The following is a 16,364-nucleotide window of genomic DNA, read 5'->3' as shown; positions in this document are numbered from 1 at the left end:
TTTTTTCAAAGTATATCCATCTGGTTCGGTATTGGAATGCGTGTAATCACTGTATATGGAAAAGCTGATTGGATCTCCAAGGTTCCCTCCACCATTTGTGTACGCAGACGCATGCCTTCCTGTCCTATGCCTCTTCCCTTAGTGGAATGGGGATTGATTATGCCATCATTACTTACGCTCATACAGACTTCCTGATCACCGAATACCAATTCCACTGTGATCGAAGAAGCATTTCCGTGTCGCATTGCATTGGTCAGGGCTTCTTTGGCATTTTTGAATAAAACGATTTGTATGCTGGGATACAGCGCATGAGATGGGCCATGAACTTCATAATTTGTCTTCACGCCGGTGTCTCTACCGAATTCCTCTAGGAGACGATCCAGCGCGTAGGCTTCGGATGCATAGGAGTTGGGTTGCAGTTTGTGCAGTGTGCTGCGCATATCATCCATACTGGTGGCCAATTGATCGCGAATCTGTCTCACCATTTCCGTTCCTTGTTCCATATTCAGGGGGAGGGTCAGCAAAGCGGCTTCCGACATCATTTTGGTGCGAATCATTCGGTGTCCGATATCATCATGAAGCTGTCTGGAGATACGTGTGCGTTCCTCTGCCTGAGCTACTCCTTCAAGTTGCTTTGTAAATAGTAGCAGCTGTTCGCGCGCTTCTTGTAGCTCGTAATGTTTACTGCGGAGCTCGTCATAGACTTGTTCCAGTTGTCCGCGGCTACTCGCCGTTCTTGATCCCTGCCAGGACAGAGCCGCTGTAATGAGCAGAAGCAGGTTGCCAAGAACCATCGCTGTTGTCTCTGCGGAGAATAATGTAGTGGCGGCTGTATTTAGTGTGGTCAACCCCGGCTGCGGTATCTGTGGCACCGAATAATACCACCCCAAAGCGACATTACTTGCGAGAAGCTGAATTGCAAAAATCAACCACCTCCGGCTTCCCTCAAGTCTGTATATATACACGTAGAGCACGGATAGCGAGAGGAATACCAGGATTGGTCCATACGAAGCGATTAGCCAACAGCTCCAGAGTATTTCGGCCAGAAGTAACAGCCACTGCTGTGTACTTGAACGGTTGAAATCTTTCCATACGGAGAGTCCAAGCGCGATGATGATATACAGGGTGTAGACGGCTTCGTTTTCCAAGGGCAGCATCAACATGTACAGTACTGCTGGAACGATAATTAATCCGTATTGCAGAAACCGCATCGGCATAGGGTTGTGACATCCTTTATATAAAAAGTGGAGTAGAAAATCTCTCGGTAATGCGCCCTTGATTATATCATAAGCAGCATTCGAATCAGGAGATGACTTAAGTCACCTTTGATTCATGACTTTTTGTACCTTCGCTACAGATTGCGATCCGTTACAATACAATTATGAAATCCAGCGGCGGTAGCCGAAACGGAAGAGGGGCGTAAAAGGGATGGGTATACTTGAAGTGGATCATGTTGTGAAACGATATGGCAGCAGGCTGTCCGTGGATCATTTGAACCTGAGTGTTGGCAAAGGCGAGATTTTTGGATTGCTCGGTCCCAATGGAGCAGGCAAAAGTACCACCATCAGTATGATTGCCGGGCTTCTGAACATGGATCAGGGTGAAATCAGGTTAGATGGGATATCGGTCAAGGAGCGGCCACTTGAAGTGAAACGCAAAATTGGATTGGTACCGCAGGATCTGGCTTTATACGAAACGATGACGGCTGCGGAGAATGTAACTTTTTTTGCCAGACTGTATGGACTGCGCGGGAAATTACTGAAGGAAAGAGTGCAGGAGTCTCTTGAATTTGTAGGGTTACAGGATAAAGCCAAGGATGCTCCCTCGACCTTTTCTGGTGGTATGAAACGCAGGTTAAACATCGCATGTGCAATTACACATCGCCCGGATCTCATTATTATGGATGAACCGACCGTTGGCATTGATCCGCAATCTCGGAATCATATTTTGGAATCCGTACGTACACTTAACAAGATGGGTTCAACCATTATATATACAAGTCATTATATGGAGGAAGTGGCGGCGATTAGTCACCGGGTTGCGATTATGGACCAGGGACGAATCATTGCCTGTGGAACTGAAGCAGAGCTGAGAGAACGGGTAGCATCGGAGGAAAAAGTAGTGCTCTCCACTTCCGGCATCGATGCCGACGTTGTGGAAGAACTGAAACTTCACCCTCGCGTGCGGTCGGTAGACGTTTCAGAGAATACACTGACCATTACGCTGCCTTCGGCACAGCAGGATCTCCAGGATCTGCTCTTCATTTGCAGCAAACATGAGATATCCATTCAATCACTCAAGGTCGAAGAGCCTGATCTGGAAACATTGTTCCTCAATCTGACCGGGCGTACGCTTCGGGACTAGGGGGAGCAAGAGATGAATATATGGCATATTTGCATCTTTGAATTAAGACGTATTCTTAAGATTCGATCTGTGGTATTGAACCTGTTCATCCTGCCCTTGTTACTGATCTTTATATTGGGCACAGCCCTTTCCAGTACGATGGGGACGGCGAATGATGTTATTCCAGATACTGTACGTGTGGGAATCGTCCAATTAAGTACTGAATCAGGCAGCGGTTCCAATAGGGTTAATCAAGCGTTGGATACATTTGTGAATTCCCCGGCGGTGGCTGAGATGGTCAAGGTGCAGAACTTTAAGACAGAAGAAGAGGCGGTCCATTCATTGCGTACCGGTAAGCTCGACTTTGCTGTAATGATTCCTTCGGATTTTGAACAAAACGTGATGATGGGGAAAGAGGCCAGGTTACAGTGGATACGAGGAAAGGACAGCACGCTTAATACCTTGGGTGAAACTTTGTTCACCCGATTTACGGATGAATGGAACCGACAGATGGCGATGACGAAAGTGCTAGGTCCGGAAGTGATTGCTGCCATGGCCTCTTATTCGGAGTCTGGTACCGCGAATTCCACTTCCATAACTGTCGTCAATCCCGGAAAAACAGGCACAGCCTACAGCGCTTCTCAATACTATGCCGCATCCATGCTGGCCATGTTTATGTTGTACTCGGGTATGACAACAAGTAGCAGCCTTTTTGGAGAGCGGGATAACCGAACGTTGATCCGCCTTCAGGCTGCGCCGATAGGTAATGGAGTTATTTTCGCTGGCAAAATTGCAGGAAATAGTCTGCTCGCTTTTTTACAAGCAACAACGATTATACTAATGACGTATTGGTTCTACGGTGTAGATTGGGGAACGCATCCTTGGTATATTGTGCTGACTTGTGTAGGAATCACATTGGCGTCCATGACCCTTGGTGTAATCGTGGCATTGGTATGCAAAAGTACGGCATCGGCCAGTGCAGCCCTTCAAGGTATCATCGTTGCCATGACATTTATCAGCGGAGGTTTCATGCCTATTCCGATTGATTTTGTACAACGACTTAGCCAATTTACGGTTAACCACTGGGCGCTCCAGAGTTTTCTGCGAATGATGCTGGATGCACCTGTAAGCGAGATTGTATATAGCATTCTGATGTTAGGCGTGGTATGTGCTGTATTACTGGCTATCTCAGGATTAATCTATAGAAAGGCAGGATACCGGTATGAATAGTCTACACATCGCCTGGTTGATGATCAGACGTACACTTGGCCGTAAAATGGGCTTCATTACGTTTCTACTTCTGCCTTGCCTGGTGGTTACAGGGGCGGTTGCTCTTTTTGGAAACGAGCAGAGTGCACGTACTATTATTCCCTATGTCAATGAAGATGGAGGGGCAGCAGGAGCATGGATGATTCAAGAACTTGCTGGCAAAGAGGAGTATCTGCTCAAGCCGATGACTAACGAAGCAGAAGTGAAGGAAGCCATCGCTCAGCAAAAAGGCACTTCAGGCATCATTATTCCGGAGGGCTATACGGAAGATCTTTTACAAGGCAAGGCAACCGACATTCAACTGGTGGAGCTGCGGATCAGCGAAGCATCCTACACACTGCGAGCAGCAGTTGAAGGTTTGACGAGCGGATTGCAACAGTCTGCTTCAGCTGTTAAGGTGGCGGCAGGGCCTGTCTCAAGTGAGACTGATAAACTATCGAGTATACAGAAGCGATTTGAACAGCTTTTACAGGAAATGGGAAAGCATCAGGTAGCTGGTGAAGTCACCGCTCTGCAGATCTATCCCAAGACAGGCCTGAGCAATGTGACTGGATTTACGATCATGTTTATGATGGGTCTGCTGACCAGTGCAGTGGCGGTGATCATGGAAGATCGCAGGAAACGTACCATGGCCAGAGTATATACGGCACCTGTCCGTGCCTATGAGATTGCGCTTGGTAATTTCCTGGGCAGCTTTGTCATTGGTATGATTCAGATTGTGATTGTACTGGGAGTCAGCAGGTGGCTGATACATTATGATGCCGGTATTCCTTTTGGTATTCATTTCATCATCTTGGCAGCATTCATGCTGGTCTCCATGGGGCTCGCAAGTACCGTGGCAGGATTAATCCGTAATCCGAAAAATGCGAATATGCTCAATTCACTTGTCATTATGCCAACCTGCATGATAGGGGGTTGTTTCTGGCCAATCTCATTAATGCCTGATTATATGCAAAAGCTTGCCAACTTTGTTCCGCAGAAATGGGCGATTCAGGCGGTGGAGACAATCTCGGCTGGCGGTACGTTATCAGATATTACACTGCCATTATTAATTTTGTTTGGCATGGCTGCCATTTTGCTGACTGTAGGCTCTGCAATTCTGCGTCCTAGCCAGCCAGGAGTAGAGGCATAAGCTATAGATCAAGAGAAGTTTTGGAGTGCTAGTCTCACTCTAAAAGGGTAATAAAAAGCACGTACTACCTGAGTTTGATTCAGGAAGTACGTGCTTTTTGTTTAAAATGAAAAATGAAAAGTGTTAATGATGCATTACGCGAGATATTGCTGACTAGGGTTGGAGTTGACGCAGGACCGTTATTTCCACCCGACGGTTCTTTTGTCTTCCGGCTGCTGTGGTGTTGTCACCCGTTGGGCGAGTATCCGCATATCCGGCATACTGGAATCCGTCCGGGTTAAGCTTCTCTGTATCGAGAAAGAATCGCAATACAGACAGTGCACGTTCCCCGGAAAGCTGCCAGTTATCGGTATAGGCGGAGTTTGCTCCGACAGGAACATTATCCGTATGACCCTCAATACTGACAACGGTATTCAGATCACGGAACAGGCTGGCAAGTTTACTGAGTGTTGGCGCTGCACCGTCCTTTAGAGCGGCCTGTCCCTGATCAAACAGGAAGCGGTCACTAAGTGTAATGGATAGGCCCTGCGGCTTGTCCGCAACAAAAATCTGATTTTCCAGTTTATTATCCTCGATATATTGGGTAATCACATTGAACAGATTTTGCAATTCCTGTTCCTGTGATCTGAATTGTTCTTCCCGTTCCGTGAGGGGCTGGTCATCATCGTCTGGCGTTGCAGTTCCGGAATCGGAAGGGTTTCCTTCACCTTTTGAAGAATCTTCACCTTGAATTCCGGATGGCGGAGTCTCTGTAATCGTTTGACCAGGCTTCTCACCAAGTCCCTCACCCAGCTCAAGGATCGAGTCGGATGAATTAAATGTATTTTGTAACGATTGCGTAACGACGTCATATTTACCAGAATCCAGATTGCTCATGGCATACATGATGACAAAAAAGATCAGAAGCAAAGTGATGAGATCAGCATAAGTAATCATCCAGCGATCCCGATGATCGATCGTTTCACGTTTTCCGCGCCGTTTACTGCGCCGACTCATCCAATCCCTCCTTTGCTAGGGGGCGTATATGCTGACGATGCGTGAGGGTGAAAGATTCCAGTCTTTTGCGTACAAGCTGGGGATTCTCACCGTTCTGAATGGCAAGTACACCTTCGAGAAGCATTTCCATGGTCTGCACTTCGTCGGCACCTCTGGATTTGATCTTGGAGGCAATGGGCAAAAAGATAAGATTGGCACTGGCGACCCCATACAGGGTTGCAGTAAAGGCAACAGCGATGGCAGGTCCGAGTCCGGTGGGATCGGTCAAACTGCCGAGGACCTGAATAAGTCCCATCACGGTCCCGATGATTCCCATGGTTGGGGCATAACCACCAGCAGATTCGAAAATTTTGGCATAGCCCTCATGTTTTTGTTCAATAGAGTCAATCTCCATCTCCAGGATCTGGCGAACCACATCCTGATCGGTACCATCAACAACCATCTGAATACCGTCTTGTAAAAATGGATGCGGATGATCCATAACTTTGCGTTCCAGTGCAAGCACACCTGAGCGGCGTGCGATCGAAGACATCTCGACCAATTCTTCAACCCACAAGCCTGATTCATTATTGTGACGTCCAAAAGCCATACGCAGGGCAGCTGGAATCGTACGAAGGCGATGCGCCGGGAAACTGGCAACCACAGCAGCAATTGTTCCACCGAATACAATTAAAGCAGCCGTTTTTTGCAGGAGACCGGACAATTGGCCGCCTTCCCACAAAAAACCGCTAATGACTGCGGCAATTCCGGCAATAATACCGATAAGTGTCGCAATATCCATAAATTAACCCACTCCTATCTTCATTTCACGTTTGCATCACTAAAACGAACGAGGTATAATTAAACGGGAACAAATATTCCTATTACTATAAGTTTTCCCATATGAAAATTCGGGGAACTTCGACAATATATAGTGACTATTATTTTAGACGATAGGGTGAGATACGGCAATGAGCGATATTATAATGAGCGACAAAACGTTCGAAATCGAATCAGAGTTTTCTCCCCAAGGTGATCAGCCTGCAGCCATTAAAGAATTGGTGAAGGGTGTTCAGGAGGGGAAGAGGTACCAGACACTGCTGGGTGCGACGGGTACGGGTAAGACGTTTACGATAGCCCAGACGATAGCCCAATTGCAACGTCCAACGCTGATTATTGCACACAACAAGACGTTGGCAGCGCAGCTTGCAAGTGAGTTCAAAGATTTTTTCCCTAATAACATGGTTGAGTATTTCGTCAGTTATTACGATTATTTTCAGCCAGAAGCATATATTCCGTCCTCCGATACGTATATCGAGAAGGATTCAAGTATTAATGAAGAGATCGACAAACTGCGGCACGCAGCGACAAGTTCGTTGTTTGAGCGCAGGGACGTCATTATTGTAGCGAGTGTATCCTGCATTTATGGTTTGGGTTCGCCACACTCGTATTCAAGCATGTTGCTGTCCCTTCGGGTAGGCATGGAGAAACCGCGCAATCAGATTTTGTCCCGTCTGGTAGAGATCCAGTATCAGCGGAACGATATTAACTTTGTGCGAGGGACGTTCCGTGTCCGTGGGGATGTTGTGGAGATATTCCCTGCCTCCAAGGGTGAACATGCAATTCGGGTTGAATTGTTCGGTGATGAGATCGAGAAAATTACGGAGATTGATGTGTTAACCGGAGAACTGATTGGCGAACGTGAACATATTGCCATCTTCCCGGCATCTCACTTCGTAACACAAGAAGAGACGATGAAGGTTGCGCTGGTGAACATTGAGCGTGAACTGGAGGAACGTCTTGAAGTGCTGCGTGAACAAGGGAAACTGCTGGAGGCTCAGCGACTGGAGCAGCGCACACGTTACGATATCGAGATGATGAAGGAAGTTGGATTCTGTTCGGGGATTGAGAACTATTCCGGTCCGTTGACTTTCCGCGAACGCGGTGATACCCCATACACACTGATGGATTACTTCCCGGATGACATGTTGATCGTGGTCGATGAGTCTCACGTGACTTTGCCACAAATCCGTGCGATGTACAATGGTGACCAAGCGCGGAAGACGGTATTGGTTGAACATGGTTTCCGCCTGCCGTCAGCGCTGGATAATCGTCCGCTCAAATTCGAAGAGTTCGAAGGCAAGATGGATCAGATTATCTATGTATCGGCCACACCGGGCCCGTATGAGATTGAGCATACCGATACGATGGTGCAACAGATTATCCGTCCAACCGGCCTGCTTGATCCAATTATTGAACTGCGTCCAACGAAGGGACAGATCGATGACTTGATCGGTGAGATTAACGACCGGATTGCCAAAGATGAGCGTGTGTTGATTACCACATTAACGAAGAAGATGTCCGAAGATCTGACGGATTATCTGAAGGAAGTTGGAATCAAGGTTCGTTATCTGCACTCCGAGATCAAAACGTTGGAACGGATGGCGATTTTACGTGATTTAAGGTTGGGCGTTTTCCATGTCCTAATCGGAATCAACTTGCTCCGGGAAGGTCTCGATCTGCCCGAAGTATCCCTCGTAGCTATACTGGATGCCGATAAGGAAGGATTCCTGCGTTCCGAACGCTCACTGATCCAAACGATTGGTCGTGCAGCACGGAACAGCGAGGGGCGCGTTATTCTATACGGTGATAAAGTGACGGATTCGATGGATAAGGCGATAAAGGAAACAGAACGTCGTCGAGCGATTCAAATCGAGTACAACGAGAAGCATGGCATTACACCACAGACGATTCGCAAAAAAGTGCGTGATGTGATTGAGGCAACCAAAGTTGCCGAATCCAAGAAAGACTATCTCACAGGCGCTGCCGAGAAGATGTCGAAGAAAGATCGCCAGGCGCTTATTCAGCGCCTAGAGGTAGAGATGAAAGATGCAGCCAAAAACCTGCAGTTTGAACGTGCTGCCGAGCTTCGCGATGCGTTGCTGGAACTTCGCGCTGAATAAGATACAGCTCATTCATATGCTCCAGTAAAGATGGATCTGTAACAAGAGAACGGCCAATTGGCCGTTCTCTTGTTGAGTAAGGAATTCGTTGATATCTACCGAATAATAAGAGATGTTGAAATCTTGAATTCAGGTCTATACTGATAGAAATGTTGAAATTGGTTAAAAGGTTTATAGGAAAGCAATTGGGAGTTGTGTCCCCAGGGAGCCGAGCCGAAGGCAATGGCGGCCTTGCCGCGAACGTGGCGAAGCCGAGAGTGACCCGGGTGTTGACCTTGGAGCCGAGCCAAAGGCAATGGCGACCCTGTCGCGACCAGGGCGAAGCCGAGAGCGTCCCGCTCTTGACCTTGGAGCCGAGCCGAAGGCAATGGCGACTTGTCGCGAACGTGGCGAAGCCGGGAGCGTCCCGCTCTTGACCTTGGAGCCGAGCCGAAGGCAATGGCGACCTTGTCGCGAACGCGGCGAAGCCGAGAGCGTCACCTCGCAGTAGAGCGGTCGCATAAGGTTTCGGCAATAGGCCGGAATCTTATGCGGAGCCGCGGGCACACGACAACCCTTCACATAGCTAGACCCGACCCCTCACCGTTGCACCGCTTGTTTCGGGTGTCCAGAGGGCTGCGCCCTCTGGGGCCCTCCCTTGGAAGGGAGGGTTTGGGAGGGATCGAAAAGCCTTTTAAAAGGTTGGATTAGTAAATTTGAGAGGATGAATACTATTGGCGAGCGATAACATTGTCATTAAAGGCGCACGAGCGCATAACCTGAAAAATATCGACATTACCATCCCGCGTGACCGCTTTGTTGTATTGACCGGCCTGAGTGGCTCGGGCAAGTCCTCGCTGGCTTTTGACACCATCTACGCTGAAGGACAGCGACGTTATGTAGAATCATTGTCAGCTTACGCACGGCAGTTTCTGGGACAGATGGAGAAACCGGATGTGGATTCCATCGAAGGATTATCTCCTGCCATTTCAATAGATCAGAAAACAACAAGCCGTAACCCACGTTCCACAGTGGGAACCGTAACCGAAATTTATGATTACCTGCGTCTGTTATTTGCACGTGTGGGCCATCCACATTGTCCGGACCATGGCGTTGAGATCAGCTCCCAAACGGTAGAACAAATGGTTGACCGTATTATGCAATACCCGGAGCGTACCCGGTTGCAGATTTTGGCACCCATTATCTCGGGTCGTAAGGGTGAGCACAAAAGTGTGTTTGCTGATGTGTCCAAGCAGGGTTTTGTCCGTGTACGGGTGAACGGGGAATTGCGTGACCTGTCAGAGGATATTCAATTGGAGAAAAACAAGAAACATACGATTGAAGTGGTTGTTGACCGGATCGTTGTTAAGGATGATGTACAGGCCCGTTTGGCTGACTCCATTGAAACGGCACTTAATCTGTCTGGAGGACAGCTCCTCGTGGACATTATGGGCGAAGAAGAGCTGCGATTCAGTTCCAACTTTGCCTGCCCGGTGTGCGGATTCAGTATTGAAGAGCTGGCACCACGGATGTTCTCATTCAACAGTCCTTTCGGGGCTTGCCCGGATTGTGATGGGTTAGGTGTGAAAATGATCGTTGACCCTGATCTGCTCGTACCGGATCGCAGCAAGACGATAGAAGATGGTGCTTTTGATGCCTGGACAGGTGGAACGTCCACCTATTATCCGCAGTTCCTGAAGTCAGTATGTGAGCACTTCAACATTCCCCAAAATGTACCTGTCGAAGATCTGCCAGCTGAGCAGATGAACAAGTTGTTGCAGGGTACAGGTACGGAGAAAATCCGTTTCCGCTATGAGAATGATTTTGGACAACGGAAGGAAGCGCTGGTTACCTTTGAAGGTATCGTGAATAACCTGGAGCGTCGTTACCGTGATACAGCATCTGAAGGTATCCGTGAATTTATTGAGGGTTACATGAGTGCGAAGCCTTGTGGTACATGTAAAGGTCAGCGTCTGAAACGCGAAAGTCTTGCGGTTACGATCAATGATCACAACATGGCCTATGTGACTAGTTTGTCCATTGGTGAAGCTGGCCGATTCTTTGATACATTGGAATTGACGGAGAAAGAGCAGACGATTGCCAAACTGATTTTAAAAGAAATCAACAGCCGTCTCGGCTTCCTGGTGAATGTTGGTCTGGATTACCTTACACTGAGTCGTGCTGCCGGAACATTGTCCGGTGGGGAAGCTCAGCGGATCAGATTGGCTACACAGATCGGTTCCAGCCTGATGGGTGTGCTGTACATTCTGGATGAGCCAAGTATCGGTCTGCATCAACGGGATAATGACCGTCTGATCTCAACACTTGCACATATGCGTGACATTGGTAACACGTTGATCGTGGTTGAACATGATGAGGATACGATGATGGCTGCTGACTATATTATTGATATTGGCCCTGGTGCAGGTATCCACGGAGGTACCATTATGTCACAGGGTACACCAGAGGAGATCATGAATGATGAGAACTCCTTAACCGGTCAATATCTGAGTGGACGCAAATTCATTCCTATTCGTACAGAACGTAGAAGTGTAGGGGATCGCTGGTTGGAAGTGCGCGGAGCCAAAGAAAATAACCTCAAGAATCTGAACGTGAAGATTCCAGTGGGTGTATTTACTGCGGTAACGGGTGTGTCCGGCTCAGGTAAATCCACATTGATCAATGAGATCCTGTACAAAACACTGGCACGTGATCTGAACCGTGCTCGCGTTCGTCCGGGTCAGCACAAAGAAATCCGTGGTCTGGAGCATATTGATAAAGTCATCGATATTGACCAATCGCCAATCGGGCGGACGCCACGTTCCAACCCGGCTACCTACACTGGTGTCTTTGATGATATCCGGGATCTGTTCGCTCAGACGAATGAAGCCAAAGTGCGTGGATACAAGAAAGGCCGGTTCAGCTTCAATATCAAAGGTGGACGTTGTGAAGCCTGCCGTGGAGACGGCATTATCAAGATCGAGATGCACTTCTTGCCGGACGTTTATGTTCCTTGTGAAGTCTGCAAAGGCAAACGATACAATCGGGAAACGCTTGAAGTGAAATATAAAAACAGAAATATTTCCGATGTGCTGGAAATGACGGTTGAAGATGCAACCCAGTTCTTCGAGAACATTCCGAAGATCCATCGCAAAATGCAGACACTAATGGATGTGGGTCTGGGTTATATCAATCTGGGACAACCTGCAACAACTTTGTCTGGTGGCGAAGCGCAACGGGTGAAGCTGGCTTCCGAGCTGTATCGCCGCAGTACGGGGAAAACCATCTACATCCTCGATGAGCCAACTACGGGGTTGCATGTCGATGATATCGACCGTTTGCTGAACGTATTGCATCGTTTGGTTGATTCCGGGGAATCGGTGTTGGTCATCGAGCATAACCTGGATGTGATCAAAACGGCTGACTATGTTATTGATCTGGGTCCAGAAGGTGGTAGCGGTGGAGGAACCATTGTTGCAACTGGAACACCTGAGGATATCATTCAAGTGGAAGCTTCCTATACAGGGAAGTACTTGAAGCCGGTTCTGGAACGGGATACCGAGCGCAGCAAGGCACTGCAATTGGTGGACTAAGGTCCTCTAACCCGTAGTTATATCAATATGAAGTGGCATTATTGGCCCTTCTTTTCGAAAAGTTGAGACGTTGGATTACGATCTGATGTGCTCTGCTTCTGAGAAGAAGGGCTTTTCATTTGCACAGTTTTTCTTCGGACTCCAAGTTATATCGTGAAAGTGTTTACATATGCATGATGACGTGCTTTACAGGAATATTCGGCCATATTGGATTTTTTTCATTTTTATGGATGATAGGGCTTGCATTACAAGCAGGGTACAGATAACATAGAGGAAGATATTAGGGTATGCGTTAGCTGTTCAACTATGGTAAGGAGGTCTGTCTATCCATGCTGTTTGCAGAAGCTGCCACGGCGAGTACATCAAATTTTAATGCATTTGATATTTTTGTCATCTTATTTACGATCCTGATTTTCATTGGAGTTGTTCGCCTTCTTCGGGCACCGAAGAAGAATCTGTTTGCGATCGGATTTGCAGTAGTCAGCCTGCTTGTATTTCTGATGACGGACTATGCGATGATAACCGGTTGGTTTGCTCAGTAGGAAGCGCTTATTTCGGCTGAATTCCAACTTCGATGCTGATGATGCCACTAGGCATGATTCGTAATCAAAAGCGGACTTTTCGAACAACCTCTAAAAGAGGTATGGAGGAACACTTTCCAGGAGAGACATGGAGGGTGTTTTTTTCGTTTATCCTGAACGATTGAACAAGATTCTACCTTCTCTACTAAAATAGGACTTAAAACAATTGTATATCCAGATTTTGTATGATACATTGAAGGATACCGGAATTGCAGATGAGAGAAAGAGAGAATAGATTCAGTGATGAATCCGATGTCGAGTCGCGCAAGAAGGATGTATAGAGAGGGTCAGGTGAGAATATGAGCGTGTTGGGTAAAAAGGGAATAGCCATACTGATGGCTGCTGTACTCTCGATTAGTGTAGCGGCAACGGCCGGTGCAGCTGAATCCAAAGCGGCGATGCAAGCGAAAGTGGTAGACGGTCAAGTCTATGTGAACACCAAGGATCTGCTCAAGGCGGTTGGTGGAAGTGGACAATATGATGCCAAATCTGGAACGTACACGTACAAGGGAAGTGAAGCCATCCCCAAAGTGATCGAAAAGGTATCTCCTTCGGTTGTAGGCATTATTGGGAAATCTACCGAACTGCAGGAAGGCGCATCATCAGACGACCGCTATAATCTTGCACATGGTACAGGTGTCATTATTCGGTCCAATGGATGGATCGTAACAAATGCTCACGTTGTGGATGGATTAATAAACCCGGTGGTCGTAACAACGGATGGAAATACATACAAAATTACGAAAACATACAGTGATGCACTCAGTGATCTGGCGTTAATCAAAATCAATGCCAAATCACTCAAACCGGCGAACTTCGCCAAAGCTTCACAAACCACTGTTGGAGAAACGGTGATTGCCTTGGGTACGCCGATTTCCTTTTCTTTGCGCAACTCGGCAACGGTAGGCGTAATTAGCGGATTGAATCGTGGTGTTGAGGCGACCTACCGGTTGATTCAGACCGACACGGCCATTAACCCAGGAAATAGCGGAGGACCGCTGGTCAACCTGAAGGGTGAAGTCGTTGGTATCAATTCCATGAAATTTTCTGCGGTTGGCATAGAGAGTTTGGGATTTTCGATTCCGGTGGATACCGTTCAATATATCATCGATCAGTTTTTTAAATATGGCAAAATAAAACGTGCAAGTCTGGGGCTGCAGCTGGAAGAAAGCTGGTCTGCCATTGTGGGCCTGCCGACAGATGATCCGTTAACGATTACGGGCGTACTGTCTCCTGAAGCCAAGAAAGCCAAAATTAAAGAGGGCGACGTCATCTATAGTGTGGCGGGCAAACGTGTCTCCTCAGTAGTGGATATCAATGAACTGCTCAAAACGTATCTGCCTGGGCAAAAGGTAAAGCTATTGATGCAAACGGATGGCGATATCGTTACCCGCACGTTGGTGCTTGCTGATCGCGCAGACATCGTAGACGAGGAAGATGAAGCGTTCCTTGCAGATGAAGAACAATAAAGCCCGGCGATCAGCCCGGATGGAGAGAGGACGAAAGAACGGAATGAAAAAGTCATGGATACGTGTGCTAAGCACAGGTGTATTAACCGGGATGCTGACCATTGGCGTGGCATTGCCTGTATGGGCATCTGATCTGACGACAAGTGAACTGCGTGTCAAAGCGGGTAGCACGAGCGCCTACATTAACGGCGATAAGCAGGCCATAGCCAAACCATACAAGGTCAAGGGTGTAACGATGGTACCTGTTGGTGTATTCAAGAAAGCATTTGGCAGTGAAATCCGGCTGGAGAAAAATGATGTTGTCAAAATCAAGGAAGGTCCGCACACGGTCACCCTAACGATTGGCAGTTCAATTGCCTGGGTGGACGGTGTGAAACATGAGATGGGTGCCGCTCCCAAGATGGTGAATGGCGTACTTATGGTTCCACTTCGTCCGGTTGCTGCCGGTATCGGAGCGACATTAGCTCCAACCAGCTCCGGAGAAATGGTCATTCGTCTGTTGCAAACCGATGATTTGGTAGACGATGAGGGTGGCCTTCATCCGGATGAAGGCAAAACCAGAATCGGCAACAGCTTTTACGGCTGGTCCATTAACTATCCGGCTGACCTTATGGTTTTCCAGACCGGTGAGCAGGAGCGCATGATGACCTTTGGCGCTGCGGACAACAGTTATTATCTCGAAGTATATGTCAGCGATCAGGATGTGGCTCTGGATGCGGATGATCTGTTGCAGCAACTTGTCCAGGAGGCCAAACAATCGGGAGATACCGTGCTGGATCGCGAAGCAGTGTCGAAAGGCAAAACGCCTTATGCACGCATTATCGTGAAAGATGTCGACGGCATGTTGTGGGAGATGCGTCAGTATCTGAGCGAAGGTCGTCAATATGATGTGTACCTCGCGGATTACGAAGCTCTGAATTATAAGGATCTGGGCAAACGTGCGGCGCTGCTCAATTCATTCCAGCCAACCTATGCGGAATCGGATCGAACGATTAAGGATCTGTCCACCGTAGATAATGGCATGCGCTCCGCATGGAATGATGATTATGGTATTGAATTGAAGATTCCTGCCGGCTGGTCAATGGACAACAATCAAATGATCTATGAAGCCAAGGATGGTGCCTATCTGCAATGGCGTGTCACGTCGGCGAAGGCAGGTACTACGGTAAAAGACTGGAGCGGCCAACTGGATAAGTGGATGCTCGAGACATTTACACCAGAGAGTTACGAGCCCATTGATTCATATACGATGGATATCTCGGGAGAGACTGCTGAGGTGAATGAATTCCGTTATAACTTTGGCGGCGGCTGGCAGACCGAGTTTGATGTTCTTTTGCAGAAGAATGGGTATCGATATTATGCAGAGTATACGTTCCCTGAGGATCAGGTTGCAGATCGGGCATGGTTTGAACGGATCATGAAAAGTGTGGAGATTGATTTTGATACGGTTGCCGATAATTTCGGTCAGCTGGATGAAGATCCTTATTTGACAGACAAAACGAAGACACTTACACGTACGTCCAAACGTTATAAATACAGTGTGGATATTCCGCGTTACTGGACACCTTACAGTGATCGATTCGAATATTCACCTGTGGTGTACACCTTCACGGGCGGAGAATTCTCCATTGCGGCGAGCGAAGACAAGTCGATCGAGATGACGGTCAGTCAACTGAGAGAAGCTTATGCCGAAGCCACCAAAACGCGGAAAAACTTTCAGCTGCTTCGCAGTGAGGAACTGACGTTTGCGGGTGTGCCTGCATTTTCCTTTACGTATCATGAAGTGGACAAAGGTGTGCCTTATGCGGGTCGCCAGATCGTGTTTGAAAAGGACGGAACAACCTATACGATCACAAGTGGTCTGAATGATGCCAACAAAACAGAAGTTCAGGTGGCTGCCTTGGAAAAAGCAGTGAACTCATTTACTTTTATTAAATAATATTGATGCATGCCGGAGGGTCAGTGACCTTCCGGCTTATTTGTTTCCTTTATAAGATAAATTAAATATTTACACTGGGACGAAGAGTGCAGAACCGATCTGAAGAAGCGAAGCGTGCGCG

11 protein-coding genes are annotated in these 16,364 nt (G+C 47.8%); 8 read left to right on the top strand and 3 right to left on the bottom strand.

What is annotated here, in order from left to right:
- Nucleotides 1-5 precede the first annotated feature (5 nt).
- Nucleotides 6-1,217 (bottom strand): sensor histidine kinase, encoded by a 1,212-nt coding sequence (locus tag ACE3K2_RS23225; protein WP_421895624.1) that lies wholly within the window; start codon nt 1,215-1,217, stop codon nt 6-8.
- 211 nt (nt 1,218-1,428) lie between these two features.
- Here ACE3K2_RS23225 and ACE3K2_RS23220 point away from each other — a divergent pair, with 211 nt between their 5' ends.
- Genes ACE3K2_RS23220 through ACE3K2_RS23210 form a run of 3 tightly spaced genes read left to right on the top strand, consistent with a single transcriptional unit; the run spans nt 1,429 to nt 4,744 of the window.
- Nucleotides 1,429-2,364 (top strand): ABC transporter ATP-binding protein, encoded by a 936-nt coding sequence (locus tag ACE3K2_RS23220; protein WP_421895621.1) that lies wholly within the window; start codon nt 1,429-1,431, stop codon nt 2,362-2,364.
- Nucleotides 2,365-2,376: 12 nt separating this feature from the next.
- A complete protein-coding gene (locus ACE3K2_RS23215) occupies nt 2,377-3,573 on the top strand; it encodes an ABC transporter permease (protein ID WP_421895619.1) in 1,197 nt (398 codons plus the stop codon).
- On the top strand, nt 3,566-4,744 hold the full coding sequence (locus ACE3K2_RS23210) for an ABC transporter permease (protein ID WP_421895616.1): 1,179 nt from the start codon (nt 3,566-3,568) through the stop codon (nt 4,742-4,744). The genes ACE3K2_RS23215 and ACE3K2_RS23210 overlap by 8 nt, the downstream gene beginning before the upstream one ends.
- Nucleotides 4,745-4,897: 153 nt before the next feature.
- On the opposite strand, the gene ACE3K2_RS23205 is transcribed toward ACE3K2_RS23210, so the two are convergent.
- On the bottom strand, nt 4,898-5,740 hold the full coding sequence (locus tag ACE3K2_RS23205; RefSeq protein WP_421895613.1) for a flagellar motor protein MotB: 843 nt from the start codon (nt 5,738-5,740) through the stop codon (nt 4,898-4,900).
- Complete coding sequence (locus ACE3K2_RS23200) at nt 5,724-6,521, bottom strand: flagellar motor protein (RefSeq protein ID WP_315937686.1); 798 nt, start codon at nt 6,519-6,521, stop codon at nt 5,724-5,726. Before ACE3K2_RS23200 ends, ACE3K2_RS23205 begins: the two co-directional genes overlap by 17 nt.
- Before the next feature lie 169 nt (nt 6,522-6,690).
- On the opposite strand from ACE3K2_RS23200, the gene uvrB reads away from it, so the two are divergent.
- From uvrB to ACE3K2_RS23175, 5 genes are all read left to right on the top strand, one after another.
- Nucleotides 6,691-8,682: an excinuclease ABC subunit UvrB gene (gene uvrB, locus ACE3K2_RS23195; protein WP_091013102.1), complete on the top strand. Its 1,992-nt coding sequence runs from the start codon at nt 6,691-6,693 to the stop codon at nt 8,680-8,682.
- 713 nt (nt 8,683-9,395) lie between these two features.
- Nucleotides 9,396-12,254, top strand: coding sequence for an excinuclease ABC subunit UvrA (uvrA, locus tag ACE3K2_RS23190; RefSeq protein WP_421895609.1), 2,859 nt, complete (start codon nt 9,396-9,398; stop codon nt 12,252-12,254).
- 329 nt (nt 12,255-12,583) lie between these two features.
- Nucleotides 12,584-12,796 (top strand): hypothetical protein, encoded by a 213-nt coding sequence (locus ACE3K2_RS23185; protein WP_017692026.1) that lies wholly within the window; start codon nt 12,584-12,586, stop codon nt 12,794-12,796.
- A gap of 338 nt (nt 12,797-13,134) precedes the next feature.
- Entirely contained in the window at nt 13,135-14,304 is a 1,170-nt protein-coding gene (locus ACE3K2_RS23180; RefSeq protein WP_421895605.1) for a S1C family serine protease, read from the top strand.
- Nucleotides 14,305-14,347: 43 nt separating this feature from the next.
- Nucleotides 14,348-16,243, top strand: coding sequence for a stalk domain-containing protein (locus ACE3K2_RS23175; RefSeq protein WP_421895602.1), 1,896 nt, complete (start codon nt 14,348-14,350; stop codon nt 16,241-16,243).
- Nucleotides 16,244-16,364 lie beyond the last annotated feature (121 nt).

The organism is Paenibacillus sp., from assembly GCF_048976745.1.
In the GTDB taxonomy this organism is placed as follows: domain Bacteria; phylum Bacillota; class Bacilli; order Paenibacillales; family Paenibacillaceae; genus Paenibacillus.
This window is presented reverse-complemented; position numbering and strand designations above follow the sequence as displayed.